The organism is Tsukamurella sp. DT100, from assembly GCF_049844855.1.
In the GTDB taxonomy this organism is placed as follows: Bacteria; Actinomycetota; Actinomycetes; order Mycobacteriales; family Mycobacteriaceae; genus Tsukamurella.
Genome location: NZ_JBNCLV010000001.1, coordinates 719,782 through 743,916 on the forward strand (window position 1 = coordinate 719,782; position 24,135 = coordinate 743,916).

The 24,135-nt window shown below is 69.9% G+C and carries 21 protein-coding genes; 11 read left to right on the forward strand and 10 right to left on the reverse strand.

The window, feature by feature from the left end:
• From ACLQ3K_RS03520 to ACLQ3K_RS03540, 5 genes are read right to left on the reverse strand one after another with little or no spacing between them, the layout of a single operon-like run.
• Positions 1 to 1,365: a glutamine synthetase family protein gene (locus tag ACLQ3K_RS03520; RefSeq protein WP_425997009.1), complete on the reverse strand. Its 1,365-nt coding sequence runs from the start codon at positions 1,363 to 1,365 to the stop codon at positions 1 to 3.
• Complete coding sequence (locus ACLQ3K_RS03525) at positions 1,358 to 2,005, reverse strand: hypothetical protein (RefSeq protein WP_425997011.1); 648 nt, start codon at positions 2,003 to 2,005, stop codon at positions 1,358 to 1,360. The genes ACLQ3K_RS03520 and ACLQ3K_RS03525 overlap by 8 nt, the downstream gene beginning before the upstream one ends.
• Before the next feature lie 37 nt (positions 2,006 to 2,042).
• On the reverse strand, positions 2,043 to 3,461 hold the full coding sequence (locus tag ACLQ3K_RS03530; protein WP_425997013.1) for an APC family permease: 1,419 nt from the start codon (positions 3,459 to 3,461) through the stop codon (positions 2,043 to 2,045).
• Positions 3,458 to 4,357, reverse strand: a complete 900-nt coding sequence (locus ACLQ3K_RS03535; RefSeq protein ID WP_425997015.1) for an alpha/beta fold hydrolase — start codon at positions 4,355 to 4,357, stop codon at positions 3,458 to 3,460. Before ACLQ3K_RS03535 ends, ACLQ3K_RS03530 begins: the two co-directional genes overlap by 4 nt.
• The gene (locus ACLQ3K_RS03540) at positions 4,350 to 5,867 is read right to left on the reverse strand and encodes a flavin-containing monooxygenase (RefSeq protein WP_425997017.1); all 1,518 of its coding nucleotides are present in this window, start codon (positions 5,865 to 5,867) and stop codon (positions 4,350 to 4,352) included. The genes ACLQ3K_RS03535 and ACLQ3K_RS03540 overlap by 8 nt, the downstream gene beginning before the upstream one ends.
• A 268-nt stretch (positions 5,868 to 6,135) precedes the next feature.
• Here ACLQ3K_RS03540 and ACLQ3K_RS03545 point away from each other — a divergent pair, with 268 nt between their 5' ends.
• The gene (locus ACLQ3K_RS03545; RefSeq protein ID WP_425997019.1) at positions 6,136 to 6,954 is read left to right on the forward strand and encodes a gamma-glutamyl-gamma-aminobutyrate hydrolase family protein; all 819 of its coding nucleotides are present in this window, start codon (positions 6,136 to 6,138) and stop codon (positions 6,952 to 6,954) included.
• Here the strand turns inward: ACLQ3K_RS03545 and ACLQ3K_RS03550 are convergent.
• Positions 6,907 to 7,605 carry a TetR/AcrR family transcriptional regulator gene (locus tag ACLQ3K_RS03550; RefSeq protein ID WP_425997021.1) on the reverse strand — a complete coding sequence of 233 codons (699 nt, stop codon included), beginning with the start codon at positions 7,603 to 7,605 and terminating at the stop codon, positions 6,907 to 6,909. The genes ACLQ3K_RS03545 and ACLQ3K_RS03550 overlap by 48 nt on opposite strands.
• Before the next feature lie 189 nt (positions 7,606 to 7,794).
• Here ACLQ3K_RS03550 and ACLQ3K_RS03555 point away from each other — a divergent pair, with 189 nt between their 5' ends.
• The 7 genes from ACLQ3K_RS03555 (at position 7,795) to ACLQ3K_RS03585 (ending at position 15,374) form a co-directional block, all read left to right on the forward strand.
• Positions 7,795 to 9,354 (forward strand): class I adenylate-forming enzyme family protein, encoded by a 1,560-nt coding sequence (locus tag ACLQ3K_RS03555; RefSeq protein WP_425997023.1) that lies wholly within the window; start codon positions 7,795 to 7,797, stop codon positions 9,352 to 9,354.
• Positions 9,355 to 9,364: 10 nt separating this feature from the next.
• Positions 9,365 to 10,135, forward strand: coding sequence for an enoyl-CoA hydratase/isomerase family protein (locus ACLQ3K_RS03560; protein WP_425997025.1), 771 nt, complete (start codon positions 9,365 to 9,367; stop codon positions 10,133 to 10,135).
• 28 nt (positions 10,136 to 10,163) lie between these two features.
• Positions 10,164 to 11,258, forward strand: coding sequence for a Zn-dependent alcohol dehydrogenase (locus ACLQ3K_RS03565; RefSeq protein WP_425997027.1), 1,095 nt, complete (start codon positions 10,164 to 10,166; stop codon positions 11,256 to 11,258).
• 25 nt (positions 11,259 to 11,283) lie between these two features.
• Positions 11,284 to 12,741, forward strand: a complete 1,458-nt coding sequence (locus ACLQ3K_RS03570; RefSeq protein WP_425997029.1) for an aldehyde dehydrogenase family protein — start codon at positions 11,284 to 11,286, stop codon at positions 12,739 to 12,741.
• 128 nt (positions 12,742 to 12,869) lie between these two features.
• On the forward strand, positions 12,870 to 13,271 hold the full coding sequence (locus ACLQ3K_RS03575; protein WP_425997031.1) for a hotdog domain-containing protein: 402 nt from the start codon (positions 12,870 to 12,872) through the stop codon (positions 13,269 to 13,271).
• A 46-nt stretch (positions 13,272 to 13,317) separates the two neighbouring features.
• Positions 13,318 to 14,010, forward strand: coding sequence for a transporter (locus ACLQ3K_RS03580; protein ID WP_425997033.1), 693 nt, complete (start codon positions 13,318 to 13,320; stop codon positions 14,008 to 14,010).
• Entirely contained in the window at positions 14,007 to 15,374 is a 1,368-nt protein-coding gene (locus ACLQ3K_RS03585; protein WP_425997035.1) for a flavin monoamine oxidase family protein, read from the forward strand. Before ACLQ3K_RS03580 ends, ACLQ3K_RS03585 begins: the two co-directional genes overlap by 4 nt.
• Here ACLQ3K_RS03585 and ACLQ3K_RS03590 read toward each other — a convergent pair.
• Positions 15,349 to 15,957: an antibiotic biosynthesis monooxygenase gene (locus ACLQ3K_RS03590; RefSeq protein ID WP_425997037.1), complete on the reverse strand. Its 609-nt coding sequence runs from the start codon at positions 15,955 to 15,957 to the stop codon at positions 15,349 to 15,351. The genes ACLQ3K_RS03585 and ACLQ3K_RS03590 overlap by 26 nt on opposite strands.
• Before the next feature lie 143 nt (positions 15,958 to 16,100).
• On the opposite strand from ACLQ3K_RS03590, the gene ACLQ3K_RS03595 reads away from it, so the two are divergent.
• From ACLQ3K_RS03595 to hutH, 3 genes are all read left to right on the forward strand, one after another.
• Positions 16,101 to 16,754: an amino acid-binding protein gene (locus ACLQ3K_RS03595; protein WP_425997039.1), complete on the forward strand. Its 654-nt coding sequence runs from the start codon at positions 16,101 to 16,103 to the stop codon at positions 16,752 to 16,754.
• A gap of 113 nt (positions 16,755 to 16,867) precedes the next feature.
• Positions 16,868 to 18,244: an amino acid permease gene (locus ACLQ3K_RS03600; protein ID WP_425997041.1), complete on the forward strand. Its 1,377-nt coding sequence runs from the start codon at positions 16,868 to 16,870 to the stop codon at positions 18,242 to 18,244.
• Positions 18,244 to 19,779, forward strand: a complete 1,536-nt coding sequence (gene hutH / locus ACLQ3K_RS03605) for a histidine ammonia-lyase (protein ID WP_425997043.1) — start codon at positions 18,244 to 18,246, stop codon at positions 19,777 to 19,779. Before ACLQ3K_RS03600 ends, hutH begins: the two co-directional genes overlap by 1 nt.
• Positions 19,780 to 20,281: 502 nt before the next feature.
• Here the strand turns inward: hutH and hutG are convergent.
• The 3 genes from hutG to hutU are packed head-to-tail and all read right to left on the reverse strand — an operon-like array spanning position 20,282 to position 24,056.
• Positions 20,282 to 21,214 (reverse strand): formimidoylglutamase, encoded by a 933-nt coding sequence (hutG, locus tag ACLQ3K_RS03610; RefSeq protein ID WP_425997045.1) that lies wholly within the window; start codon positions 21,212 to 21,214, stop codon positions 20,282 to 20,284.
• Positions 21,211 to 22,389, reverse strand: coding sequence for an imidazolonepropionase (gene hutI, locus ACLQ3K_RS03615; protein WP_425997047.1), 1,179 nt, complete (start codon positions 22,387 to 22,389; stop codon positions 21,211 to 21,213). The genes hutG and hutI overlap by 4 nt, the downstream gene beginning before the upstream one ends.
• Positions 22,389 to 24,056, reverse strand: coding sequence for a urocanate hydratase (gene hutU, locus ACLQ3K_RS03620; protein ID WP_425997049.1), 1,668 nt, complete (start codon positions 24,054 to 24,056; stop codon positions 22,389 to 22,391). Before hutU ends, hutI begins: the two co-directional genes overlap by 1 nt.
• Positions 24,057 to 24,135: the final 79 nt, after the last annotated feature.

Here is a 24,135-nt window from a genome sequence, read left to right on the forward strand (position 1 = left end):
TCAGGAGAACTCGAAGTACCGGCGGGACTCCCACTCGGAGAGGTCCACGTACGGGTCGCCTCCGGTGGTGTGGAACTGCATCCACTCCCATCGTCGCGACGCCGTCCAGAAGTCGACGAACTCGTCGCCGAGGTACTCGCGCAGCAACGAGTCAGCATCCAGCGCCTCGATCGCCTTCGTCATCGAATCGGGGATCCGCTCGACACCGCAGTCGTCGGGCAGGCACCACGCCATCTCATCGACCTGCGGCGGCGCCTGCAGCTTCTTCTCGATCCCCGCCACGATGCCGGCGAGCAGCCCGGCGAGCGCGTAGTACGGATTGACGTCCGAGCCGGGAACCCGGTACTCGAGCCGGGAGTACTTGGGGTGGCCCGCGATGGCGCGCAGCGCCGCGGTCTTGTTGTTCACGCCCCAGGTGATGGTGGTGGGCGGCCCGGAGACATCGACGAGGCGGCGGTACGAGGTGATCTGGGGCAGCGCGAGGAGAGTATTGCCCGCCATCGTGGCCATGAGTCCGCCGACGGCGTTGAGCATGAGCTCGGAGGGGCCGTCTGGCGCGTAGAACTGATTCTCGCCCTCGCGCTGCAGCGAGACGTTCAGGTGTGCGCCCTGTCCGAAACCGGCGGTCGGCTTGGCCATGAACGTGACCGATTTCCCCTTCTCGCAGGCGATCTCACGCATGACCTGCTTGGTGCGCACCCACGAATCGGCGACCGTGAGGGGGTCGGTGGGCGCGATGTTCAGCTCGGTCTGGCCCGGGGCGGCCTCGTCCGTCCATGCCTCCCAGACGATGCCGAGCTCGTCGAGCCGGTCCGTCACGGCCTCCATGTAGTCGATCCAGTCCGACGACCGTGCGAGGTTGTAGGTGGCGCCGGTCTCGCCACCCAGCGGCGTGAGGTCGCGGTAACCGCGCGCCCGAGCCTCCTGGATGGACTCCTCGAACAGGGTGGTCTCGATCTCCACCGCGACGGTGGCGGTGTACCCGAGCTCCGCGAGGCGGTCGATCTGCCGGCGCATCAGGTTCCGCGGGCAGATCGGGTTGGGGCTGCCGTCCCGGAGCCAGAAGTCGCCGATCACGGACTGCACGCCGGGCTTCCACTCGACCAGGGTGTTCATGTCGGGCTGCAGTGAGATGTCGTAGAGGTTGCCCCGCCACTCCGGGTAGGGATCGCCGAAGACGATGTCGGTGCCCATGTCGATGGCGAAGAGCACGTCGGCGAAGGCGAAGCCGGACTTGCACCCGGAGTCGAACTTCGCGGGGGTGACGTTCTTGCCCATGAAGCTGCCGTCGTGGTTGGTGGCCTCGACGCGGTAGGCCTTGACCGGCGGGCCGGCGGGGGTGACGGCGCGGGTGGGATCAGACATCGTAACGGGCCTTCCAGGATGCGGCGGTCATGGTCGAGAGCTGGGCCATGCTCCCCTGGACGCGCAGGCCGCGCTCCAGGGCGGTGAGGAGGAAGTCGGTACCGGTGAACAGACCGGCGAGCGCGTCGGGGGTGCCGACGATGCGGTAGGCCGAGGGGCCCGATCCGAACCGGGCCTCCTCCCGCCCGTCCGGTCCCGTCGCCACGGCGACGAGCACGTCCGGTACGCCCGGGACGCCGCGGGTGAGGTCCCAGAACCGGGCGGCCGCCTCCCGCCACTCGGGCAGCGGGACCTGCAGCACCCGGAGCATCGCGTCGGCGAGCTCGGGGTCACCGTCGGATCCCGTGGACGCGAGGCGGTTGTCGAGGTCGACGACGACGGTCGCGTCGGTCGGGGTGAACACGCCGCCCGTGACGGTCACGGCGCCGCCCGAGAAGGTGACGGTGGCGGCCTGCGGCGTGGCGTGCGAGCGCACGGCGACGGTGCCGCTGGCGCGCCCGAGGACGTCGGGGGCGTGGCCGAAACCGTCCGCGTCGCGGAGGGTGCGGCCGATCAGCCGGACGATGGGCGTGGCATCGTCGTCGATCGCGATCCGGATCTGCGTCGCGGCGTCCGTCGCCGCAAGTGTGGTGGTGTTCATGGGAATTCCTTGTTTCAGGGGGTTCACGGACGGGGTGTCATTCGAAGGCGGCGTACACGTCGGGCCGGCGGCGGCGCAGCGCCGCGGCCCAGAGCAAGCCCGTGACGAACGCGGCAGCGATCACGCCGAGGAAGACGTTCGCCAGCGACCGCGAGCCGACCAGCAGCTCGAAGTTGCTCACGACGAGCCCGAGGATCGCCCCGAGCGCCAGCAGGGCGAGAGCCGGTGCGACGGTGCCGCGCCACAGGCTCGCGGTGCGCTGCCGCGCGAAGTGCACGAGCACCGCGGCGGAGGTCAGCGTGAGCAGCGCGACCAGGCCGAGGGTCCCGGCGCCGCCGAACCAGGCGTAGACCTCGGTGACGGGGTGGAGCCCGGCGAGGGCGGTGAACGCGACGAGAGTCCCGATCACCACGGAGGTCAGCACCGATGCGGCGTGCGGCGACCGGTGCACCGGATGCACGGCACCGAGCCGGCTCGGCACGGCCTCCTGTCGCCCGAGGGCGAACAGGTAGCGCGAGACCACGTTGTGGGCGGTGAGGATGCAGGCGAAGAAGCTGGTGACCAGCAGCACCTGCACCACGTCGTGCGCGACGCTCGAGATGTAGCGCGTCGCGAGCCCGGGTGCGAGCCCCTCGGGGTCCTCGGCGGCGAGGCCCGGGGCGCGGTCGACGCCCAGGCCGATGATCATGGCCCACGACGAGACGGCGTAGACGACCGCGATCACGAGCACAGCGATGTACGTGGCCCGCGGGATCGTGCGGTCGGGATCCTCGGCCTCCGACCGGAACACCGCCGTCGCCTCGAAACCGACGAAACCGAAGACGGCGAACATGATCCCGGTGCCGACCGCGCCGCTCGTGAAGGCGCTCCACGAGAGTGGCTGCGCCGACAGGCCGGCGGCGCCTCCGTGCACCACGATCGCGGCGTCGACCACGACGACGATGCCGATCTCGGCGACGAGCAGCACGCCCAGCACGCGAGCGCTGACCTCCACATTGCGGTAGCCGAGGACACCGATCAGCACCAGCCCCACCGCGGAGAGCACCCACCACGGGATGGCGACGCCGGTGAAGTTCTCGACCACGGTGGCCGCCGCGGCGCCCAGGTACGCGGTGACCGCGATCATGAGGACCGAGTAGGTGACCAGCGCCAGCGCCGCCGCGCCCAGGCCCGCGGTCGTGCCGAGGCCGCGCTGGACGTAGGAGTAGAAGGCGCCGGCGCTGCGGACCTCGGGCGTCATCGCCGAGTAGCCGACGGTGAACAGCAGGAGCACCGCACCCACGATGAGGAAGTCGACGGGCGTGCCGATGCCGTTGCCGGTCCCGAGCATGAGCGGGATCAGCCCGGCGAACACCGTGAGGGGCGCCGCGACCGCCACGACCATGAAGACGATCTGCGGGACCCCGAGGGTCCGCTCCAGCCCGGTCCCGGTCGACGGTGCCTCGGCGGTGGTCATCGCGCGACCGCCCGCTCGAGATGACCGACGACGAGATCGGCGATGCGCAGCGCGAGGGCGTCCGGAAGGTGGTGCCCCATACCGGGGATGACGACGTGGCGCGCGCCGGGGATGGCCGCCGCAGTGGCGTCGCCGCCGGACGGCGCCACGATGAGATCACGATCGCCGTTGATCACGAGGGTGGGCGCCGTGATCCCGGCGATCTCGGCGGTGCGGTCCCCCGAGGCCTGGATGGCCTGGAGCTGCCGGGAGGTGCCGGCGACGGCGTCGCCCGCGGTGCGCTCGTAGGTGGCGACGGCGTGCGCGGACTCCTCGGCCTCGTCGATCGGGTACGCGGTGCCGGACAGGTGCGCCGTCATCCGCAGGTGGGAGCGGACGGCGCCCACCCGGTCCTTCGGCGGGGGCGCCGAGATCAGAACCCAGGTCGATGGTGCCGGCTGCCCCACCTTCGTGTCCCCCGTCGTGGAGTACAGCGAGGTCAGCGTCGTGACCAGGTGCGGGTACCGGGCGGCCACGGTCTGGGCGATCATGCCGCCCATGGACCGCCCGACCAGGTGCACTGGCCCGATGCCCAGGTGCTCGATCAGCTGCGCCGTGTCCGCCGCCATGTCGGCGAGCGTGTAGGCGTCCTTGCGGGGTCGGGCGAGCAGCTGGCGCAGCGTGTTCGGCGCCGGGGTCGTGGCGTAGGTCGACCGGCCGCAGTCCCGATTGTCCATCCGGATCACCCGGTATCCGGTGGCCGTCAGGGCCGAGACGAACCGCTCAGACCACGTCGTCAGGTCCTCCGCGAGCCCTGCGACGAGCAGGACGGGGACACCGTCGACGGGACCGTCCACCCGGTAGCAGACGCGCGTGCCGCCGGGGAGCACGGCGAACCGGTCCAGATCCTCAGGCATCGACCCGCTCCTTCGCCTGTGCCCCGGCGCCGCGCACGTCGTCGCGGGTGGAACCGAACTGCAGCGCGTCGTCGAGCAACGGCCCGCGCAGGATCTTCGCGTCCTGCTGGTAGGACATCGACATCTGGAACATGCCCGTGCCCTGCTTCGGGATGACGTCCTTGGCGCGCTGGGCGTAGCCCGAGCTGAGGTCCAGGATCGGCCGGCGCTCCATCGTGGGGTCGGCTTCGACCCGGACGCTGTCGTAGCCGAAGGCGTCCATGTGATCGATGAGGTTGCAGAGGTACCGGGCGACGATGCCGATCTTCAGCGTCCACGCCGACGTGGTGTAGCCGATCGCGATGGACACGTTGGGGAGCCCCGTGAGCAGGGTGCCACGATAGGCGGTGGTGTCCGGGATGTTCACCGGCTCGCCGTCGACATCGAACTCGATCCCGCCGAGGAGCCGCATGTTCAGGCCCGTCGCGGTGACGATGATGTCCGCATCGAGGTGCGCACCCGATTCGAGCGCGATACCGGTCTCGGTGAACCGCTCGATCCTGTCGGTCGTGATGGAGGCGTTACCGCTGCTCAGCGCCTCGAAGAAGTCACCGTCGGGCGACAGGCACAGGCGCTGGTCCCACGGGTCGTACGGCGGGTTGAAGTGGGTGTCCACGGCGTAGCCCTCCGGCAGCCGCGACGTGTTCTGCTTGCGGACCAGTGCCCGCGCGATCTTCGGGAAGGCGCGCATGAACTTCACCTGGCCGCGCTCGGCCCAGATGCTGGCGAACCTGGTGATGGCGTAGCCCCGCTTCTCACCGAACCACTTGGTGAAGAGGAGCGCCGTGGAATCGACCTTCGGCCAGGCGACCACGTACGTGGGAGTGCGCTGGAGCATGGTGACGTGCGAGGCGGCGGCCGCATGGTTCAGCATCGACGGGATCATCGTCACGGCGGTGGCGCCACTGCCGATAACCACGACCTTCTTGCCGGCGTAGTCGTAGTCCTCGGGCCAGTGCTGGGGATGCAGGATGTCGCCGGCGAAGTCCTCGCGTCCCTCGAAGTGCGGGGTGTAGCCCTCGTCGTAGCGGTAGTAGCCGGTGCCGGCGAAGATCCAGCTGGTCGTGATCTTCTTCTCGCCGTCAGGGGTCTGCAGGTCGAGGGTCCAGCGCGCGTCGGCGGACGACCACGAGGCGTGCTGCACGGCGTGCTCGAACCGGATGAGCCGGCCCAGGTCGTACTCGTCGACGGTCTCCTGGAGGTAGTTCAGGATCTTCGGGGCCTCGGCGATGGCGTCGGGGTCCGTCCACGGCTTGAACTCGTACCCGTAGGTGTGCAGGCCGTTGTCGGAGCGGATCCCGGGGTACTTGAACAGGTCCCACGTACCACCGATGTTCTGGCGTCCCTCGAGGACGACCACGCGCTTGCCCGGGAAGGCTTCGGTGATGTACTTCGCGGCGCCGATGCCGGCGATGCCGGCCCCGATGATGACGATGTCGAACTCTTCGGGCTGGGGGGTCTGTGCATTCATCGGGGGGGGCCTTTCGGTGTCGCCGTGTGATATGCCCCAACACTGCCCGACAGTCGGTCATATGATCAACATCACAGTGCTCCGACCTTCGCCACCTAGCGGTGCACAGTGCACCACATCACAGCCGCCCACTTCCCAGGGGGCCGATCACGCCTGCGGCAGCCGGTCGACGTGCACCGTTACGACGATTGACAGGCGAGACCTCGTCCCCCATGATCATGATCACATGACCTAGACAATCTGCCCCAGCATGAACAGAAGGATCGACATGACCGGCGAACGAATCGGCGCACTCGTCGAGGACTCACCCCGCAAGCCACTGATCGGCCTCACCGGCCGGCGATTCCGGATGGGCCTGATCGAAGGCGCTCACCCCGGCTACGGAGAGCGCCTCACCGATAGCTTCTTCACGGACTTCGCCTCCCGGATCACCCGTGCGGGGGGCGTGCCGGTGATGCTTCCCTATGACTCCGAACCGACGGATCTCTGCAAATGGCTCTCCGGCGTGGTCATCACTGGCGGCCAGGACGTGCACCCGAGTTACTGGGGCGGCGACGAATCCGTTGTGCAGGACATCGCCCCCGAGTCCGACCCGAACGTCCACGACCCCCATCGCGACGAGTTCGAGACGGCGATGGTGCGAGCCGCCCTGGACGCCGGCCTACCCCTGCTCGGCGTGTGCCGGGGCCTGCAGGTCCTCAACGTCACTCTCGGCGGCACCCTGGTCCCCGACCTTCCCACCGACGGGATCCGGCATCTGATGGAGACCGGTCCACTCTCCGATGGCGACGCCGACCACGAGGTCCGCTTCGATCCGGGAACCCTGGCGCACAGCGTGTTCGGCGACCGGCTGCGCACCAATTCGTGGCATCACCAGGCCGTCGACACGTGCGGACGCGACCTCGTGGTCACCGGCCGCACCGCGGACGGGGTCGCCGAGGCCGTCGAGTTGCCGGGCGCCGACGCGCTCGGGGTGCAGTGGCATCCCGAGTGGATGGAGACGCCTGACGGTGCGCTCGAGTGGGTCGTGCGGGCGGCTTCAGCTCACGTCCACCCACGAGACGAGGCCCGCGATCGGGTCGGATGACGCAGCCGCCTCCGGCCGCGAGCGGAGTTCCGCCGCGGCCGGTGGCACCGGCTCCCCTCCCGGAAGGTTGGCGGCGAGCCAGGAGTCCAGGAGGCCGATGGTCAATTCGATCTCGGGCTCCATGCCCGCGGTCCGGTAGACCATCCAGTTGATCGCGAAGCCGTCGGAGATCACTGTGACCACGTAGGCGAGCCGATCGAGGGTGGCCTCGTCGATCGACTGGCCGGCCGCGGCGGCGTCCGCGATGAGGATCGACCGGACGGTGCTGATGGCCTCGTCGTAGACCCCGGTCGCCTTCGCGCCGTCCTGCCGCTGCGCCCAGCTGATCAGTTCGAAGATCGCTGAGGCGGTCTCGGGGTTCTCGACGTACCACGTCAGCAGGCCGCGCATCAGCCCGCGCGCGGTGGTCGCGACGTCGCCGTGCACATCGCTCTCCGTGATCACCTCGCGGTACCGGCCGGCGATGTGCTCGTACACCGCGCCGAACAGCAGTTCCTTGGACGCGAAGCAGTAGTGCAACGTCGCCAGGGGTGCTCCCGCGCGATCCGCGATCCGTCGCGTCGTCGCGCCGTCCACACCGTTCTCGGCGATCACGAGCACAGCCGCATCGATCAACTCCTGCCGACGCTCCACCGCGGAGATCCGGGCCACCTGACACCTCCTGAGTCCGATCCTGACGCCTGATCAAGTCACTGCGAACGATACCAGCGGATTCAGACATGTGACGCGCTTGATCGCAGTTCAGGACCCATCACGATTTCTTGGTCACACGCCTTGATCGTTTGATCATGTTCGGCTACCGTCTATGACCAGGATCACATCGCCATCGAAGGGAATCCCATGGCCCAGCCCACCCTCGTCGACCTTCTCGCGCTCCGCGCCACAGACGCCGGCGACCGCGAGTTCCTCCGGTTCGCCGAGCGCTCCTGGACCTTCGGCGAGGTCGACGACTGGACGTCTCGCCTCGCGCACCGGCTGATCACGGTCGACCGTGTACGCCCCGGCGATCGCGTCGCGATCATGCTGCCCAACACCGTCTCCTGGCCGATCTCCTGGCTCGCGGTACTCAAGGCCGGCGGTGTCGTGGTTCCCGTCAACTCGTCGTACCAGCACGCCGACCTCGATTTCGTGCTGCGAGACTCCGGCGCCCGGCTGATGGTGACCGACGACGAGCACGCGCCCCTCGTCACCGAAGTCGCCTCGGCCGGAAGCGATCCACTCGACGTCCGCGTGATCGATGCCGGCACGCCCGAGACCCTCGCGGCCTTCCGCGCGAGCGCTCCGGAGGTCACCGTCAGCTCCGACACCCTCGCGAACCTGCAGTACACCTCCGGGACCACCGGTTTCCCCAAGGCCTGCATGCTGACTCACGACTACTGGACCCGTCTGGGCGCCATCTGCGCGGAGACGGCGGGCCTCGGCGCCGGCGACGTGATCCTCACCTCGCAGCCGTACTCCTATATGGACCCGCAGTGGAACACCGCGCTGGCGTTGACGATCGGCGCCCCGCTCGTCGTCCTCCCCCGCTTCTCCGCCTCCGGCTTCATGGCCGACGTGCGCCGCCACGGCGTCACGTTCTGCTACGTCCTCGGCTCCATGCCCACGCTGCTGTTCAAGCAGCCGCCGACGGCCGAGGACCGCGACAACCGACTCCGCCTGATCCTGTGTTCGGCGATCCCCGCCGGCCTCCACGTCCAGCTCGAGGAGCGCTGGGGCGCACCGTGGCGTGAGATCTTCGGGATGACCGAATCCGGTGCAGATCTGGCCAGCCTGCCCGCGGACACCGCCGACGTCGGCAGCGGGCGCCTGGGCCGCCCCGTCCCCGGGAAGACGGTCCGCGTCGTCGCTCCCGACGGCACCGACGTGACCGACGGCGAGCCCGGCGAGCTGATCACCTCCGGCCGGCCGATGATGCTGGGCTATTGGAACCGCCCCGACGCCACGGCGGAGACGATCGTGGACGGCTGGCTGCACACCGGCGACGTCGCCGTCCGGGAGAACGGCTCGTACCGCATCGTCGGGCGCATCAAGGACATGGTCCGCCGCGGCGGCGAGAACATCGCGAGCAGCGAGGTCGAGCGGGCGCTCGAGCGCGACGAGGCCGTGGTCGCCGCGGCCGTCGTCGCCGAACCCGACGAGCTGTTCGGCGAGGAGGTCAAGGCCTTCGTCCAGCTCGCCCCCGGGGTCGCCGCCGACCGCGCCACCGCGGAACGCCTCGTCGACGGTGCCCGAGCCCAGTTGGCGAAGTTCAAGGTGCCCCGCTACGTCGAGTTCGTCGCGGACTTCCCCCGCACCCCGTCGGAGCGAATCGCCAAGCCCGCCCTCAAGGCCCGCGCCGCGGAACACCCCGGTACCACCTACGACCTGCAGCCGGCGCGCGTCGCCGCGCCCGGAAAGTGAACGAGAAGCCATGACCGACACCCACCTCGACGTCCGCATCGACGACGACGTCGCCGTCCTCACGCTGAACCGTCCCGAGAAGCTCAACGTGATGAACGTGCCCACCAGGGTGCTGCTGGCACAGGAGATCCGGCGCTTCGGCACCGGTGACCTGGTCCGCGGCATCGTGCTCACGGGCACCGGGCGCGCCTTCTCCGCCGGCGAGGATCTCGCGGCTGTGCCGACCACGTACGACGAGATCCTCGAGGCCTTCGCCACCTTCCACGACATCACCCGTGCGATCCTCGAGACCAGGGTTCCCGTGATCGCCGCCGTCAACGGCATCGCGGTGGGCGGCGCGTCCGAGATCACGCTCTGCTGCGACGGCCGCATCGGGACCCCGAACACCCAGTACTACCAGCCCGAGAACCATCGCGGCATCATCATCTCCAACGCCTCGAGCTTCCTGATGACCCGGCTGGTGCGGAACCACGCGATGCGGATCGTGTTGGGTTCCCAGCGGATCGACGCCGACGATGCCCTCCGCATCGGCCTGCTCGATGAGATCGTTCCCGCCGAGTCGCTCGTCGAGCGCGCCACCGCCCTCGCCCGCGAGTGGAACTCCGACCCGCGTATCACGGGCCTCCACCTTCGCCTACTGCGCCCGCGCCCCGAGGACATCGAGGCCGCGTTCGCCCGCGAGGACGAGGCCGCCCAGGAGGCCTGGGACTCCGGTGCATTCACCGACGGCGTCGAGGGCTTCTGGGCGAGCCGCGCGACCGACACCGCAACGACGAACTGATAACACCCATCGACGAAGGACATCCACGATGATCACCACGCAAGCCGCCGTACTCACCGCTATCAACGAGCCACTCGTCCTCACGGACATCCAGGTCGACGACTCCGAGCCCCACGAGGTACGACTCGCCGTCACCCATGTCGGCCTGTGCCACAGCGACCTGCACTACATGACCGGCACCGTCGGCGCGGACCTCCCCGTCGTCGTCGGCCACGAGGTCGCCGGCATCGTCGAGTCCGTCGGCTCCGCGGTGACCGATTTCGCGCCCGGCGACCGCGTCGTCGGCGCGCTGACCCCGTCGTGCGGGAAGTGCCGCAACTGCGCGGCCGGCCACTCGACGCAGTGTCAACGACAGGCGGAGGTCCGGGTGCGGCAGAGGCCCGCCTTCACGCTCCCCAACGGGACGGTCGTAGATCGCCTGGGCAGCGTCGGCGCCTTCTCCAAGCACATCCTCATGCGCGAGAACACTCTCGTTAAGATGCCCGACGAGGTCGGCCTGCACGTGGGCTGCCTGCTGTCCTGCTGCATCATCACCGGCGTGGGCGCGGTCTTCCGCGGCGCGCAGATCCGCCCCGGTTCGACGGTGGCCGTGATCGGCTGCGGCGGCGTCGGTTCCGCGATCATCCAGGGCGCGCGCATGGCCGGCGCTTCGGCGATCATCGCCGTCGACCTCGACGACGCCCGCCTCGAGGCGTCCCGGGTCTACGGCGCGACCCACGTCGTGAACGGCGCCACCGACATTCCGGCGGCGATCCGCGAGATCCTCGGCGACGGCGTGGACTACGCCTTCGAGGCGGTCGGCTCGGCGCGGACCGCGCAGACGGCCTTCGCCGCGCTCCGCGCCACCGGCACCGCGGTGCTCGTCGGCATCGCGCCCGACGGCACCGACCTGCAGATCCCCGCGTCGGACTTCTTCTTCGGCGAGAAGAAGCTCATCGGCTCCTACATGGGATCCGGCCAGGCGCAGGAGGACATCGCCGAGTTCGCCCGCCTCTACCTGCAGGGCCGCTTGCTGCTCGACGAGATGGTCACCAAGGTCATCCCGTTCGCCGAGATCAACGAGGGCTTCGAGGCGATGAAGTCGGGCGACGTGACCCGCATCGTCGCCGACCTCACCGTCTGACAACCACCCGCAAGGAGACACTGCCATGCCGAACCCGACACTGCCCCAACCGATCAACTACATCGCCGACGAATGGGTCGCGGCCGAGGTCGTCCCCGACGTCTGGAACCTCGATCCCAACACCCGCGAGCCGATCCACCGCACCGTCACCACGCGTCCCGACGATGTCGAGCGCGCCCTCGTTCACGCCGAGAAGTCGTACGGCTTCAACCGCTGGGAGGACGCCGCGGCCGAGGAGCGCGCGCAGGTGATCGACCGCGCGGCGGACGTCCTGGAGACCCGCCTGGAGGACATCGCCCGTACCGATGCCCTCACCAGCGGCACCACCATCGCGAACACGCGCAAGGTGGCCGCGTTCCTTCCGCACCGGATCCGCGGAGCCGCAGCCGAGCTCCGATCGATTCCGCGCCGCACCCCGCTCGATGCCGACGGGCGGGACGTCCGCCTGTACAAGGTTCCGCTGGGTCCCACTGCGATCCTCACACCGTGGAACGGGCCGAGCTTCATTCCCGCCGCGAAGACGGTCAGCGCACTGGCCGCCGGCTGCCCGGTGATCCTCAAGCCCTCCGAACACGCACCGACCAGCGCCCAGATCGTGGTCGAGGCCTTCGTCGAGGCCGGGCTGCCCACGGGAGCACTCCAACTCGTGCACGGCCTGGGAGACGTGGGCGCCGCGCTCACCGGCGACCACCGCATCAAGGCGATCTCCTTCACGGGAGGCCCCGGCGCGGGGCGTGCGATCGCGCACGCGGCGGCGGACAACTTCACGACCATCCAACTGGAACTGGGCGGCAACAACCCCGCGCTCGTGCTCGAGGACGCCGACGTCGACGTGGCCGCCGACGGACTTATCGAGGGCATGACCAAGCTCAACGGGCAGTGGTGCGAGGGCCCGGGCAAGGTGCTCGCGCACCGCAACCTGGTGGCACCGCTGATCGACGCTCTCGTCGACCGGATCGCGGCTCTGACGATCGGGCACTCGCTCGACGAGGCCGCCGACGTGGGCCCGATCTCCAACGCGCCGCACTTCGCCACCTTGACGGCGCGGATCGACGAACTGCGCGGCAAGGGTGCCACGATCCACCAGCCCGGCGTCCTACCCGACCTGAGCGGCTTCTTCCTCTCCCCCACCGTCGCCTCCGGCCTCGACGCCGCCGACGCGAACGCGGAGCTCTTCGGTCCCGTCATCAGCGTGCACGCCGTCGACTCCGACGAGGACGCGCTGCGCGCCGCGAACGCGGCACCGTCGGGCCTGGACGCGTACGTGTTCGGCACCGACCTGACCCGCGCCGTCGACATCGGCTCGAAGGTGATGTCCGGCGAGGTGCGGATCAACGGCGCGAAGGTCGCGGACCTCGCCGACGGCTCGGCGCAGAGCTTCTGGGGCACATCCGGGATCGGCGGCCACGGCCCCGCCGAGTCCGTGCGCGTCTTCTGCGGCGACCGTGTGGTCGGCGTCGATTCGCCCGATCTCCCCATGTGATCAGGGCAGAACCAGGCAAACCCCCCACCCCTCTTGACTGTGATGGGGATCACGCATACCGTCACAGTTTGTCACATGATCATGACGATTGACCGTCATCTCACTCGAAACCACCACGGGAAAGCACCATGAACCCCACCCCCAACATCGACACCCCCACGAACGCCACCGTCGTGCACCGGCGCTACGTCGCGTTCTCGGACGCCCACTACGCGGGCAACCTCGTGGATGGCGCCTTCGCGCTCAAGCTGTTCGGCGACGTGGGCACGAACCTCTCGATCGAGGTGGACGGCCACGAGGGCCTGTTCGCCGGCTATTCATCCGTGGAGTTCCTCGCTCCCATCCGCGGCGGCGATGTCGTCGAGGCCCAGGCGACTCTCGTCACGAAGGGAAACCGAAGCCGGACCATCGATTTCGAGCTGCGGGTCACGTGCCGCGCGGCCGACGACACCGGGCGCTCCCGGGTTCTCGACGAACCCATCATCGCCGTCCGCGCCCGCGGCACCGGCGTGCTGCCCAAGGACGCATAGCGGACATCGCTCGGCAACCGATACTCACTGATCCGAAGGAAGAATCATGAAAGAAATACTGTTCCTGATCGCCGATCTCTGGGCGATCGTCGTCGGCTTCACCTACGGCATCAAGTTCATCCGGAAGCACCACAACTACCTGCTCGGGCTCGAGTGGATCGTGGTCGCCACCTCGTGCACCAACTTCTTCATCTTCGCCGCCACCAAGTCGAGTCACGACAGCCTGCTGTACACCATCGCCTCCTTCTTCGACGCGTTCTCCCGCTCCGTCGGCATCACCCTGATCCTGGTCCTCGGTCTGCTCCAGGTCACCCACCGCTACAAGCCGACCCTCGCGGTCGAGATCGGCTCGTTCGCGCTCGCCGCGGTCGTCGGCTCCCTCCTGGTCGGCTACCAGGAATCGGCCTACGCGACCCCCATCGCGATCTTCTTCATCGTTGCCAACGTGCTGACCAGCATCTTCCTGATCTACTTCAGCATGCGACTGTGGCAGATCGGCGAGCAGAAGCACGCCGTCTGGGCGGGAATCTCGACCTTCTGCAGCTTCCTCATCGCAGCGATCTACGACTTCGTCCACATCCCCGGTGACGACGCCGAGCACACGATCTTCTACACCCTGGCTCTCGCGGCCTGGGGCCTGCAAATGTTCGTCTTCTACCGCGCCTACGACGCGTTCGACGCCCACAACAAGCGCGTCGACGCGGAGAACGGCCAGCACACGACAGGAGCCCACGCATGAGCACGAACGGGACCGTCCACGACGTCGTCGTCATCGGCGCCGGCATGTCCGGCCTGATGGCTGCCACCACCCTCGCACCCGAGGCCGATGTGGTCGTCCTCGAATCGTCCGACCGGGCCGGCGGCCGGGTCGAGACGGTGCGCCGCGGCGACTACTGGGTCAACGTGGGCACGCAGTTCACCGAGGGCAACGGCACGCTCATCGACGCGCTGAACAGGCACGGCATCGAGATGGGGTCCCTCGCCGGCACGAGCCTCGGGCTGTATCTCAACGGCTCCATGGTCGACACCTCGAACCCGTTGGCGCTCATGTTCAAGACCAGGATGACGATGAAAGACCGGCTCGGCATGGCCCTGGTCGGCAGCCGGATCATCGCAGCCATGCCCTTCCTCGAGTCGCAGAGCGCGATCGCGCAGAAGGTCCGCGCGACGATGGAGACGCGCTTGGCTTCGTACCTGCTCAAGGGCGTGGACTCCGAACTGGCCGACCAGATCGTCCGATCCTGGTCGGCTCAGTGGATGGGCTGCGAGCCCGAGGAGACCGCTGCAACCCAGTTCGTCACCTCGGTGGGACTCGCGCTCGCCGATCCGGAGAAGATCCCCAACTTCACGCTGCCGCACGGCGGTAACCAGGCCCTCACCGACGTGCTCACCGAGGACCTCGGCGACCGGATCCGTCTGAACGCTGTTGTGCAGCAGGTTCGGCAGGACGGCGACGGAGTGGTCGCCGACTACCTCGACGGTGACCGTCCGGGTCGGCTGCGCGCCCGCCGGGCGATCGTGAGCACCCCCGCCGACATCACCGAACGCATCGTCGACGGCCTGCCGCAACAGCAGTTGAACGCCCTGAACGACATCACGTACGGCCGCTACGTGATCGTGGGATTCTTCACCGAAGAGGAGGGGCCGCAGCGGTGGGACGACTTCTTCGGCGTCTCGGCGCCGCAGCTGTCCTTCCAAGCGATGTTCAACCACGCGGCGGCGCTACGCCGCAATGGCCCTCGTACATCCGGCGGTGCGCTCGCGTGCTTCGCCGGTGGAGCCCGGGCGGACGCATTGTTCGACTTGCCGGACGAGGAGATCATCGCGCGGTTCTCCGAGGACCTGCTCTCGGTGTTCCCCGAGCTGCGCGACAAACTCGGCGCGGACCCCGTTCTCCGCAGGCACCGCCGCGTGGTCCCGTTCTGGGCGCCGGGCCGGCGCACCTCGCTGCCCGTGCTCCGGGACCCGCTGGGCGCGATCCACTTCGCCGGCGACTACCAGCTGGACCTCCCGTCGCTGGCCGACGCTGCCGCGTCCGGCGAGCGGGCGGGCCTCGCGGTGCTGGCCGAGCTCGGATCTACCGCCGCTCCAGCCACGGCTTGATCCTGGCCGTCACCCACGGCAGGACCAGGAACACCATGAGCGGGGTGTTGATCAGCGTCGCGATCAGGGTGCGGCCCACGAGGCCCCAGCCGTGCGCGGGCAGGAACGTCAGGTGCGGCAACACCAGGAAGTTGATGAGCAGCGACAGCGGGAAGAAGCCGAGCCAGATGGCGACGGCCTGCTTCCAGCGCGGCGGCACGGCCGTCACCGGGGACGCGACGGGGCCGGCACCGTCGGCCTGCGGGTCGAACCAGCCCTCGATCCCGGACAGCCGGTGCGTGGCGGTCTCGACGGCGAGGCCCTCGCACCGCTCCAACCAGTGCTTGCGGACCCGGGAGCCCTGCCACTCCGCGAGCTCGTCGTCGGAGGCGAAGCGGTAGATCACGAAGTACAGCTCGGGGTCGTCCGCCGAACGGACCCACCCGCCGCCCAGGAAGCCGCGGTAGGTACGGGCCAGCGCGATCCCCGCGTCGGTCCAGGCCAGGAATTCGTGTTCGCGGCCGGGGGCGATACGTCGGGCGACGGAGGTCAGCGAGGCCTTGTGGGCCGCTCCTGCCTCCGACCGGGTCTCGGTGTGGGGCATGCGTACCAGTGTCGGGGCCGAGAGCGCGGGACACCAACCGGGACGGTGTGATCTTGCCGACGTCCGGCTCGGGGTGCTCGGGACGACCGCCCAGGGGCCGGGCAGGATCAGCGCGCCGCGGGGCCGGGTGCCACAATCGGAGCGTGTCCTACCTCCTGCGCGTCCGCCTCACCGACCGTCCCGGCAGCCTCGGCTCCCTGGCCGTGGCCCTCGGCTCGGTGGGCGCCGACATCCTCTCGCTCGACGTCGTGGAGCGCGGCGACGGCTTCGCAGTGGACGACATCGTCGTGGACCTGGGTCCGCAGTCGCTCCCGGACACCCTGATCACCGCAGCGGAGTCGCTGGACGGGATCACCGTCGATTCGATCCGCCCGTACGCGGACGTGCTGGACACCCACCGCGAGCTCGAGCTCATCGATCACGTCGCCGCGGCGGGCCACGACCAGCTGCAGATGTTGGCGGACCAGGTGCCGCGGGTGCTGCGGGTGGGCTGGTGCGCAGTGCTGGGCAACACCCCGGAGACGCAGTGGCCGGTCTTCGGCTCGTCGGGCCTTCCGGAGACGCCACCTGCACACCTCGACTTCCTGCCGCTCAGCGGCTCCGTCGCCCTCGACGCCGAGGCGGACTGGGTGCCGGACGCCTGGCAGCAGCTCGACACCAAGTTGGCCGCGGCCCCGCTGGGCGCGATCGGCAAGGTCGTGCTGGTCGGGCGCCCCGGCGGCCCCGACTTCCGCCCATCCGAGGTGGCCCGGCTGGGCTATCTCGCGGGCATCGTCGCGACGGTCCTGGTCCGCTAAGTCCCGCGGTGCCGGATTCGACCGGAGCAGGTCTTGCGCATTTGTATAGACAGCGCTATACATATCGGGTGTGACCCGCCGCACACCTTCGTCCGCCCGCTAAGGAGTCCCCCGTGAGCGATCTCGGCTCCACTCTGGTCCGCGGCCTGTCCGCGCGCCACATCCGCTTCATCGCACTCGGCTCCGCGATCGGCACCGGGCTGTTCTACGGCTCCGCCTCGGCCATCCAGTCCGCCGGTCCCGCGGTCCTCGTCGCGTACATCATCGGTGGCGCCGCGATCTACATCGTGTTGCGCGCCCTGGGCGAGCTGGCCGTCCGCAACCCCGTCGCCGGTTCGTTCGGCGAGTTCGCCTCCGCGAACCTCGGCCCGCTCGCGGGCTTCATGACGGGGTGGACCTACATCTTCGAGATGATCGTCGTGGCGCTCGCCGACGTCACCGCGTTCGGCGTGTACATGGGCTTCTGGTTCCCCGACGTACCGCGCTGGATCTGGGTGTTGTCCATCATCTTCTTCATCGCCGCCGTGAACCTGGTGGGCGTCAAGACGTTCGGCGAGCTCGAGTTCTGGTTCACCCTGATCAAGATCGCGGCGATCATCGCGATGATCGCCGGCGGCATCGCTGTCCTCGTCTTCGGCTTCGGCTTGCACGACACCTCGCAGGGCGTGTCCAACCTCTGGTCGAACGGCGGCTTCTTCGCCACGGGACTCGGCGGCTTCCTGGGCTGTTTCGCGATCGTCATCTTCGCCTTCGGCGGCAGCGAGATCATCGGCATCACCGCAGGTGAGGCGAAGGATCCGGAGAAGACCATCCCCCGCGCGGTGAACACGGTGCCGATCCGCATCCTGCTGTTCTACGTGCTCACCCTCGCGGTGATCATGGCGATCATCCCGTGGAACGAGATCACCAAGGACCGCAGCCCGTTCGTGCAGATCTTCGAGGCCCTGGGCGTCGGCCCCGCGGCGGCGGTGCTCAACGTCGTCGTCATCACCGCGGCACTCTCCGCGATCAACAGCGACGTCTTCGGCGCCGGCCGCATGCTCTACGGCATGGCGCAGCGCGGACAGGCGCCGCAGGCACTGACCAAGGTCTCGCGGAACGGCGTCCCCTATCTCACCGTGGTCATCATGGCCGGCGCGCTGCTGGTGGGCGTCGTCCTGAACTGGCTGATCCCGGAGAACGTCTTCGCGGTGATCGCCTCGATCGCCACCTTCGCCACCATCTTCGTCTGGCTGATGATCCTGGCCGCACAGTACAAGGCGCGCCGCTCGATGACGCCCGAACAGGAAGCGGGCCTGAAGTTCCCCGTACCGCTGTGGCCCTACGGCCAGCTGATCACGATGGCCTTCCTCGTCTTCGTCACCGTCCTGCTCGCCTTCCACGCGGACACCCGCGTGGCCCTCTACGTCGGCGCCGCCTGGCTGGTCATCCTCGCCGTCGCGTTCCGCCTCCTCCCCCGCACCCCGAAGATCGAAATGGAGAAGATCTGATGAGCACCGTCACCGTCGGCCTCGGCCCCGTCAGCCCCGAGGACGTCCTGCGGGTCGCCCGCGAGGGCGCCGCCGTGGAGCTGTCGCAGGAGTCGCTCGACGCGATGGCCGCGACCCGCGCGCACATCCGCGCGCTCGCCGACAGCCCGGAGCCCGTGTACGGGGTGTCCACAGGATTCGGCGCGCTCGCCACCCGACACATCCCCACCGAACTGCGCAAGCAGCTGCAGCGCAGCCTGATCCGCTCCCACGCCGCCGGCTCCGGACCCGAGGTCGAGCGCGAGGTCATCCGCGGCCTCATGCTGCTGCGCCTCTCGACGCTGGCCACCGCCCGCACCGGCGTCCGCCCGGAGGTCGCGAAGGCCTACGCCGCGCTGCTCACCGCCGGCATCACCCCGGTCGTGCACGAGTACGGCAGCCTGGGCTGCTCGGGCGACCTCGCGCCGCTGGCGCACTGCGCGCTCGCCGTCATCGGCGAGGGCACGGTCCGCACGGCCGACGGTGCGCTCGTCCCGGCCGCGGAGGCCCTGGCCGCCGCCGGGATCGAGCCCGTGGTGCTGGAGGAGAAGGAGGGCCTCGCTCTCATCAACGGCACCGACGGCATGCTCGGGATGCTCGTCATGGCCTGCCACGACCTGCGCGGCCTGCTCAAGCTCGCCGACATCAGCGCGGCGATGAGCGTCGAGGGCCTCATGGGCACCAACCGCGTCTTCGCCGCCGACCTGCAGGCCCTGCGGCCCCAGCCCGGCCAGGCCGTCGCGGCCGCGAACATGACCCGCCTGCTCGACGGCTCGCCGATCGTCGCGAGCCACCGCGAGGACACCACCGTGGTGCAAGACGCCTACTCGCTGCGCTGCGCCCCGATCGTCACCGGCGCCGCCCGCGACACCGTCGCGCACGCGGAGACCGTGGCCGGGTACGAGCTGGCCGCCGCGGTGGACAACCCCGTCATCACCCTCGACGGCCGGGTGGAGTCGAACGGCAACTTCCACGGCGCGCCGGTCGCCTACGTGCTCGACTTCCTCGCCATCGTCGCCGCGGACGTGGCGTCCATGAGCGAGCGGCGCACGGACCGGTTCCTGGACAAGGCCCGCAACCACGGGCTGAACCCGTTCCTCGCGGACGACCCGGGCGTCGACTCCGGCCACATGATCGCCCAGTACACGCAGGCGGCGATCGTCTCCGAGCTCAAGCGGCTCGCGGCGCCGTCGTCGGTGGACTCGATCCCCTCCTCCGCGATGCAGGAGGACCACGTGTCGATGGGCTGGTCCGGTGCGCGCAAGCTGCGCCGCGCGATCGACGGCCTGACCCGCGTCCTGGCGATCGAGGCGCTGACCGCGGCCCGTGCCATCGACATGCGCGCGCCGCTGCAGCCCGCCGCCGCGACCGGCGCCGTCCGCGACCTCATCCGCAGCCGCGTCGAGGGTCCCGGTACGGACCGCTACCTCGCCCCGGAGATCGAGGCCGTCGTCGAACTCGCCGCGTCCGGCGCGCTCGTGGCCGCCGCGGAGCAGGTCGCGGGCGAACTCGCTTGACCGGCGAGTGTCGGGCGGCATGAAGGTGTAGTCGCTAGCGGCGGTCATGCGTGCCACGCATGACCGCGTCCCCGCTGGTGAGATCCATGATGTGAGGGTGGGGCCATGCGCGCGGCGCATGGCCCCCTTCGTCTGCGGCGAGGCACCGCCGCCCCGCGCGAGCAGGCGTACGTCGAGGGATCCGGCGTCCAGCGTGGGAGGGCCGGCGTTCGATGGGGGAATCGGCGCCGCGCGGGGGACGGCCGAGCCCCCACCGGACGCGCGTCGTGCGGCGGGGGACGAAACGCCGCACGGGGGAATCGGTGCGGCGCGGGGGACGACTACCGCTGCGGGCGAGATCCGCGGCACGCTCGAGTGAGGCTATGCGCCTGGCGCATAGCCTCACTCGGTGAAATGGCCTTTGAACAGCACCTTTCACGCCATGCGCGCGCGACGCATGGCTGTCGCGATCGACCACCACACCAGCACGGAGCGCGACAGCGCCCTGAATGAAGCCCCGCTCTCAGCGGCGGGTGACGATGCGGTGGATGAGGCGTGCCGCGGTACGGGCGGTGCGGTTGTCGATGTCCAGGGACGGGTTCAGCTCGGCGATGTCGAGGACGCGGAGCTTGCCGCTCGCCGCCACCACGTCGCACACCCGCGAGATCACCTCGAGCGGCACGCCCAGGCCCGCGGGCGCGGAGACGCCGGGCGCGACGGCCGCGGGCAGGACGTCGAGGTCGATGGTCAGGTACAGCGCGTCGACGCCGCCGAGGAAGTCCTGCACGAACCGCTCCACGGCGGGCATCGACAACACGCCGCACTCGTCGTCGAGGAGGTAGCGCACGCCGAGGCGCTCGGCCTCGTCGAACAGCGCGCGGGTGTTGCCCGGCTGCGAGATGCCCACGACGGCGTAGTCCAGCCGTCGCCCGAGGAACGTCTCCCGCTCCGCCATCTGCCGGAACGGCGTGCCGGAGCTGGGGCGCGGCGCGACGCGGAGGTCGAAGTGCGCATCCAGGTTCAGGACGCCGAGGCGCGCGCCGTCGGCGACGAGCCGCGAGTCCGCGATGCCCAGGTAGCTGCCGTAGGCGACCTCGTGGCCGCCGCCGAGGACCACAGGAAGGCCGCCGGCGTCGAGCACGGCCGTGACGGCCGCGCCGAGCCGCTCCTGGCCCGCCTCGAGATCCTCGTCTCCTGCCACGACGACGTCGCCGAGGTCCGTGACCTCGAGATCGGCTGCGAGCGCCAGCGTTCCGAGGGCGCCGCGCAGCGCGGTCGGCCCCGCGGCGGCACCGGGCCGGCCGAGGTTGCGGACCACGCCGGCGTCGCTCGCGAAGCCGATCAGCGCCGTCGCGCCCGGGACCGGGCCCGAAAACATCGCGGAGTGCCAGCGCAGGTGCTCCGGGCCGGGACCGTCGTCGCGCCCCGTCCAGGCCGACGGTGCCCGATCCGTCATCGCTCGACTCCGGCCGAGAACACCCGGGACACCAGCGGCACGCCGGGCCGGTAGGCCAGGTGCAGGTGCGACGGCGCGTCGAGGACCGCCAAGTCGGCCCGCATACCGACGCGCAGCGCGCCGACGTCACTGCGCCGCAACGCCGCAGCGCCGCCGGCGGTCGCGGCCCACACGGCCTCGTCGGGGCTCATGTGCATCTCCCGCACCGCGAGCGCGATGCAGAACGGGATGCTCGTGGTGTAGCTCGTGCCCGGGTTGCAGTCGGCCGCCAGGGCGACGGTGACGCCCGCATCGAGCAGCGCCCGCGCGTCGGGGTACTTGTTGCGGGTGCTGAAGTCCGCGCCCGGCAACAGCGTGGCGACGGTGCTCCCGCTCGCGAGCGCCTCGACATCGGCATCGGTGGTGTACGTGACGTGGTCCACCGAGGCGGCGCCCAGCTCGACCGCGAGCCGAACGCCCGCGCCGTAGGAGAGCTGGTTGCCGTGCACGCGCGGCACAAGTCCCGCGGCCATGCCGGCCGTGAGCACCGCGCGGGACTGCTCCTCCGTGAAGGCGCCCTCTTCGCAGAAGACGTCGATCCACTTCGCCCGCGGCGCGCACGCGGGGATCATCTCGTCGATGACCATCGCGACGTAATCGTCCTGCCGACCGGCGTATTCGGGCGGCGCGACGTGCGCGGCGAGCAGGGTCACCTCATCGGAGACGCCCGCGGCGACGTCCAGGCTGCGGGACTCGTCGCGCACCGTCTGCCCGTACCCGGTCTTGATCTCCAGCGTGGTCGTGCCCTGCGCCCGCGCCTCTGCCGCGAGCCGGGCGGCGTTGGCCGACAGCGCCTCGTCGGAGGCGGCGCGCGTCGCGGCGATCGTGGTGCGGATGCCGCCGGCGCCGTACGCGGCACCGGTCATCCGCGCCGCGAACTCCTCCGCACGGTCGCCGCCGAAGACGGTGTGCGAGTGACTGTCCACGAATCCCGGCAGCACGGCACGACCCTCGACGTCGATGCGCGCGCCGGCGGCACCGTCGGGGACGCTGGCCGACGGGCCGACCCACTGGACGGCACCGTCGCCGATGACGACGGCGGCATCCCGGATCAGCCCGAGCCGTCCCTCCCCCGCCTCGGGGTCGTTGGTGACGAGGGAGCCGATGCCGTCGATGAGGGTCCAGTCGGCCGACATCAGCTCTCCCGCATGGGGATGCGGACGCCGCGCTCGCGGGCGACCTCGTTCGCGTACTCGTAGCCCGCGTCGGCGTGACGGATCACGCCCATGCCCGGATCGTTGGTGAGCACGCGCTCCAGCTTCCGCGCCGCGAGCTCGGTGCCGTCGGCGATGCACACCTGGCCGGCGTGGATCGAGCGGCCCATGCCGACGCCGCCGCCATGATGGATCGACACCCACGACGCGCCCGACGAGGTGTTGACCAGCGCGTTCAGCAGCGGCCAGTCGGCGACCGCGTCGGTGCCGTCGGCCATCGCCTCGGTCTCGCGATAGGGCGAGGCGACGGAGCCGGAGTCGAGGTGGTCGCGGCCGATCGCCAGGGGGCCGATCTCGCCCGCGGCGACCATCTCGTTGAACTTCACGCCGGCACGGTGCCGCTCGCCGTAGCCGAGCCAACAGATGCGGGCGGGCAGGCCCTCGAAGTGCACCTTCTCGCCGGCCATCGTGATCCACCGCTTGAGGTGCTCGTTCTCGGGGAAGAGCTCGAGGATCGCCTTGTCGGTCTTGGCGATGTCCTCCGGATCGCCCGAGAGCGCGGCCCAGCGGAACGGCCCGAGGCCCTCCTCGAACAGCGGGCGGATGTAGGCGGGCACGAAGCCGGGGAACTCGAAAGCACGGTCATACCCGCCCTTGCGGGCCTCGTCGCGGATCGAGTTGCCGTAGTCGAAGACCTCGGCGCCGGCGTCCTGGAAGCCCACCATGGCCTCCACGTGCGCGGCCATCGACTTCTGCGACTCCTCGGTGAAGTACGCCGCGTCCTTCTCCGCCATCTTCTTCCAGTCCTCGACGGCGATGCCGACGGGCAGGTAGGACAGCGGGTCGTGCGCCGAGGTCTGGTCGGTGACGATGTCGATCGGGGCCTTGCGCGCGAGCAGCTCCGGGAAGACCTCGGCGGCGTTGCCCACCAGGCCGATCGACAGCGGCTCGCGGGCGTCGCGCTTGGCGATCGCCAGCTCCAGCGCCTCGTCCAGAGTGGCGGCCTTGGTATCGAGGTAGCCGTGGGCGATGCGGCGGTCGATGCGCGACTCGTCGACGTCGACGCAGATCGCGACACCGTCGTTCATGGTGACCGCGAGGGGCTGCGCGCCGCCCATGCCGCCCACGCCGGCGGTGAGGGTGATGGTGCCCGCGAGGGTGCCGCCGAAGCGCTTCCTCGCGACGGCGCCGAACGTCTCGTAGGTGCCCTGCAGGATGCCCTGGCTGCCGATGTAGATCCACGAGCCGGCCGTCATCTGGCCGTACATCATCAGGCCCTCGGCCTCGAGGTGCCGGAAGTGCTCCCAATTCGCCCAGTCGCCCACCAGGTTCGAGTTCGCGAGCAGCACGCGCGGCGCCCACTCGTTGGTGCGGAAGACGCCGACGGGCTTGCCGGACTGGACGAGCAGGGTCTCGTCGTCGGCGAGGGTCTGCAGCGTGCGGACGATGGCGTCGTAGGCGGCCCAGCTGCGGGCGGCGCGGCCGGTGCCGCCGTAGACCACGAGATCGTCCGGGCGCTCCGCCACCTCGGGGTCGAGGTTGTTCATGAGCATGCGCATCGCGCCCTCCTGCTGCCAGCCGCGGCAGGAGAGCTCGAGGCCGTGCGGGGCGCGCACGGGACGGGCGCCGGCGGAGAAGTCGTGGGTCATGGGGCGAGTCCTCTCGAGGGGACGGAAGTGCTGTCGTGATCCATGACACACGGCATCCACCCGCTGCGGCCAGGTACGG

Excerpts from the sequence above, each read along its gene's own strand:
- ACLQ3K_RS03520 (WP_425997009.1), bottom strand. The coding sequence starts at position 1,365 with ATGTCTGATCCCACCCGCGCCGTCACCCCCGCCGGCCCGCCGGTCAAG.
- ACLQ3K_RS03525 (WP_425997011.1), bottom strand. The coding sequence starts at position 2,005 with ATGAACACCACCACACTTGCGGCGACGGACGCCGCGACGCAGATCCGG.
- ACLQ3K_RS03530 (WP_425997013.1), bottom strand. The coding sequence starts at position 3,461 with ATGACCACCGCCGAGGCACCGTCGACCGGGACCGGGCTGGAGCGGACC.
- ACLQ3K_RS03535 (WP_425997015.1), bottom strand. The coding sequence starts at position 4,357 with ATGCCTGAGGATCTGGACCGGTTCGCCGTGCTCCCCGGCGGCACGCGC.
- ACLQ3K_RS03540 (WP_425997017.1), bottom strand. The coding sequence starts at position 5,867 with ATGAATGCACAGACCCCCCAGCCCGAAGAGTTCGACATCGTCATCATC.
- ACLQ3K_RS03545 (WP_425997019.1), top strand. The coding sequence starts at position 6,136 with ATGACCGGCGAACGAATCGGCGCACTCGTCGAGGACTCACCCCGCAAG.
- ACLQ3K_RS03555 (WP_425997023.1), top strand. The coding sequence starts at position 7,795 with ATGGCCCAGCCCACCCTCGTCGACCTTCTCGCGCTCCGCGCCACAGAC.
- ACLQ3K_RS03560 (WP_425997025.1), top strand. The coding sequence starts at position 9,365 with ATGACCGACACCCACCTCGACGTCCGCATCGACGACGACGTCGCCGTC.
- ACLQ3K_RS03565 (WP_425997027.1), top strand. The coding sequence starts at position 10,164 with ATGATCACCACGCAAGCCGCCGTACTCACCGCTATCAACGAGCCACTC.
- ACLQ3K_RS03570 (WP_425997029.1), top strand. The coding sequence starts at position 11,284 with ATGCCGAACCCGACACTGCCCCAACCGATCAACTACATCGCCGACGAA.
- ACLQ3K_RS03575 (WP_425997031.1), top strand. The coding sequence starts at position 12,870 with ATGAACCCCACCCCCAACATCGACACCCCCACGAACGCCACCGTCGTG.
- ACLQ3K_RS03580 (WP_425997033.1), top strand. The coding sequence starts at position 13,318 with ATGAAAGAAATACTGTTCCTGATCGCCGATCTCTGGGCGATCGTCGTC.
- ACLQ3K_RS03585 (WP_425997035.1), top strand. The coding sequence starts at position 14,007 with ATGAGCACGAACGGGACCGTCCACGACGTCGTCGTCATCGGCGCCGGC.
- ACLQ3K_RS03590 (WP_425997037.1), bottom strand. The coding sequence starts at position 15,957 with ATGCCCCACACCGAGACCCGGTCGGAGGCAGGAGCGGCCCACAAGGCC.
- hutH (WP_425997043.1), top strand. The coding sequence starts at position 18,244 with ATGAGCACCGTCACCGTCGGCCTCGGCCCCGTCAGCCCCGAGGACGTC.
- hutG (WP_425997045.1), bottom strand. The coding sequence starts at position 21,214 with ATGACGGATCGGGCACCGTCGGCCTGGACGGGGCGCGACGACGGTCCC.
- hutI (WP_425997047.1), bottom strand. The coding sequence starts at position 22,389 with ATGTCGGCCGACTGGACCCTCATCGACGGCATCGGCTCCCTCGTCACC.
- hutU (WP_425997049.1), bottom strand. The coding sequence starts at position 24,056 with ATGACCCACGACTTCTCCGCCGGCGCCCGTCCCGTGCGCGCCCCGCAC.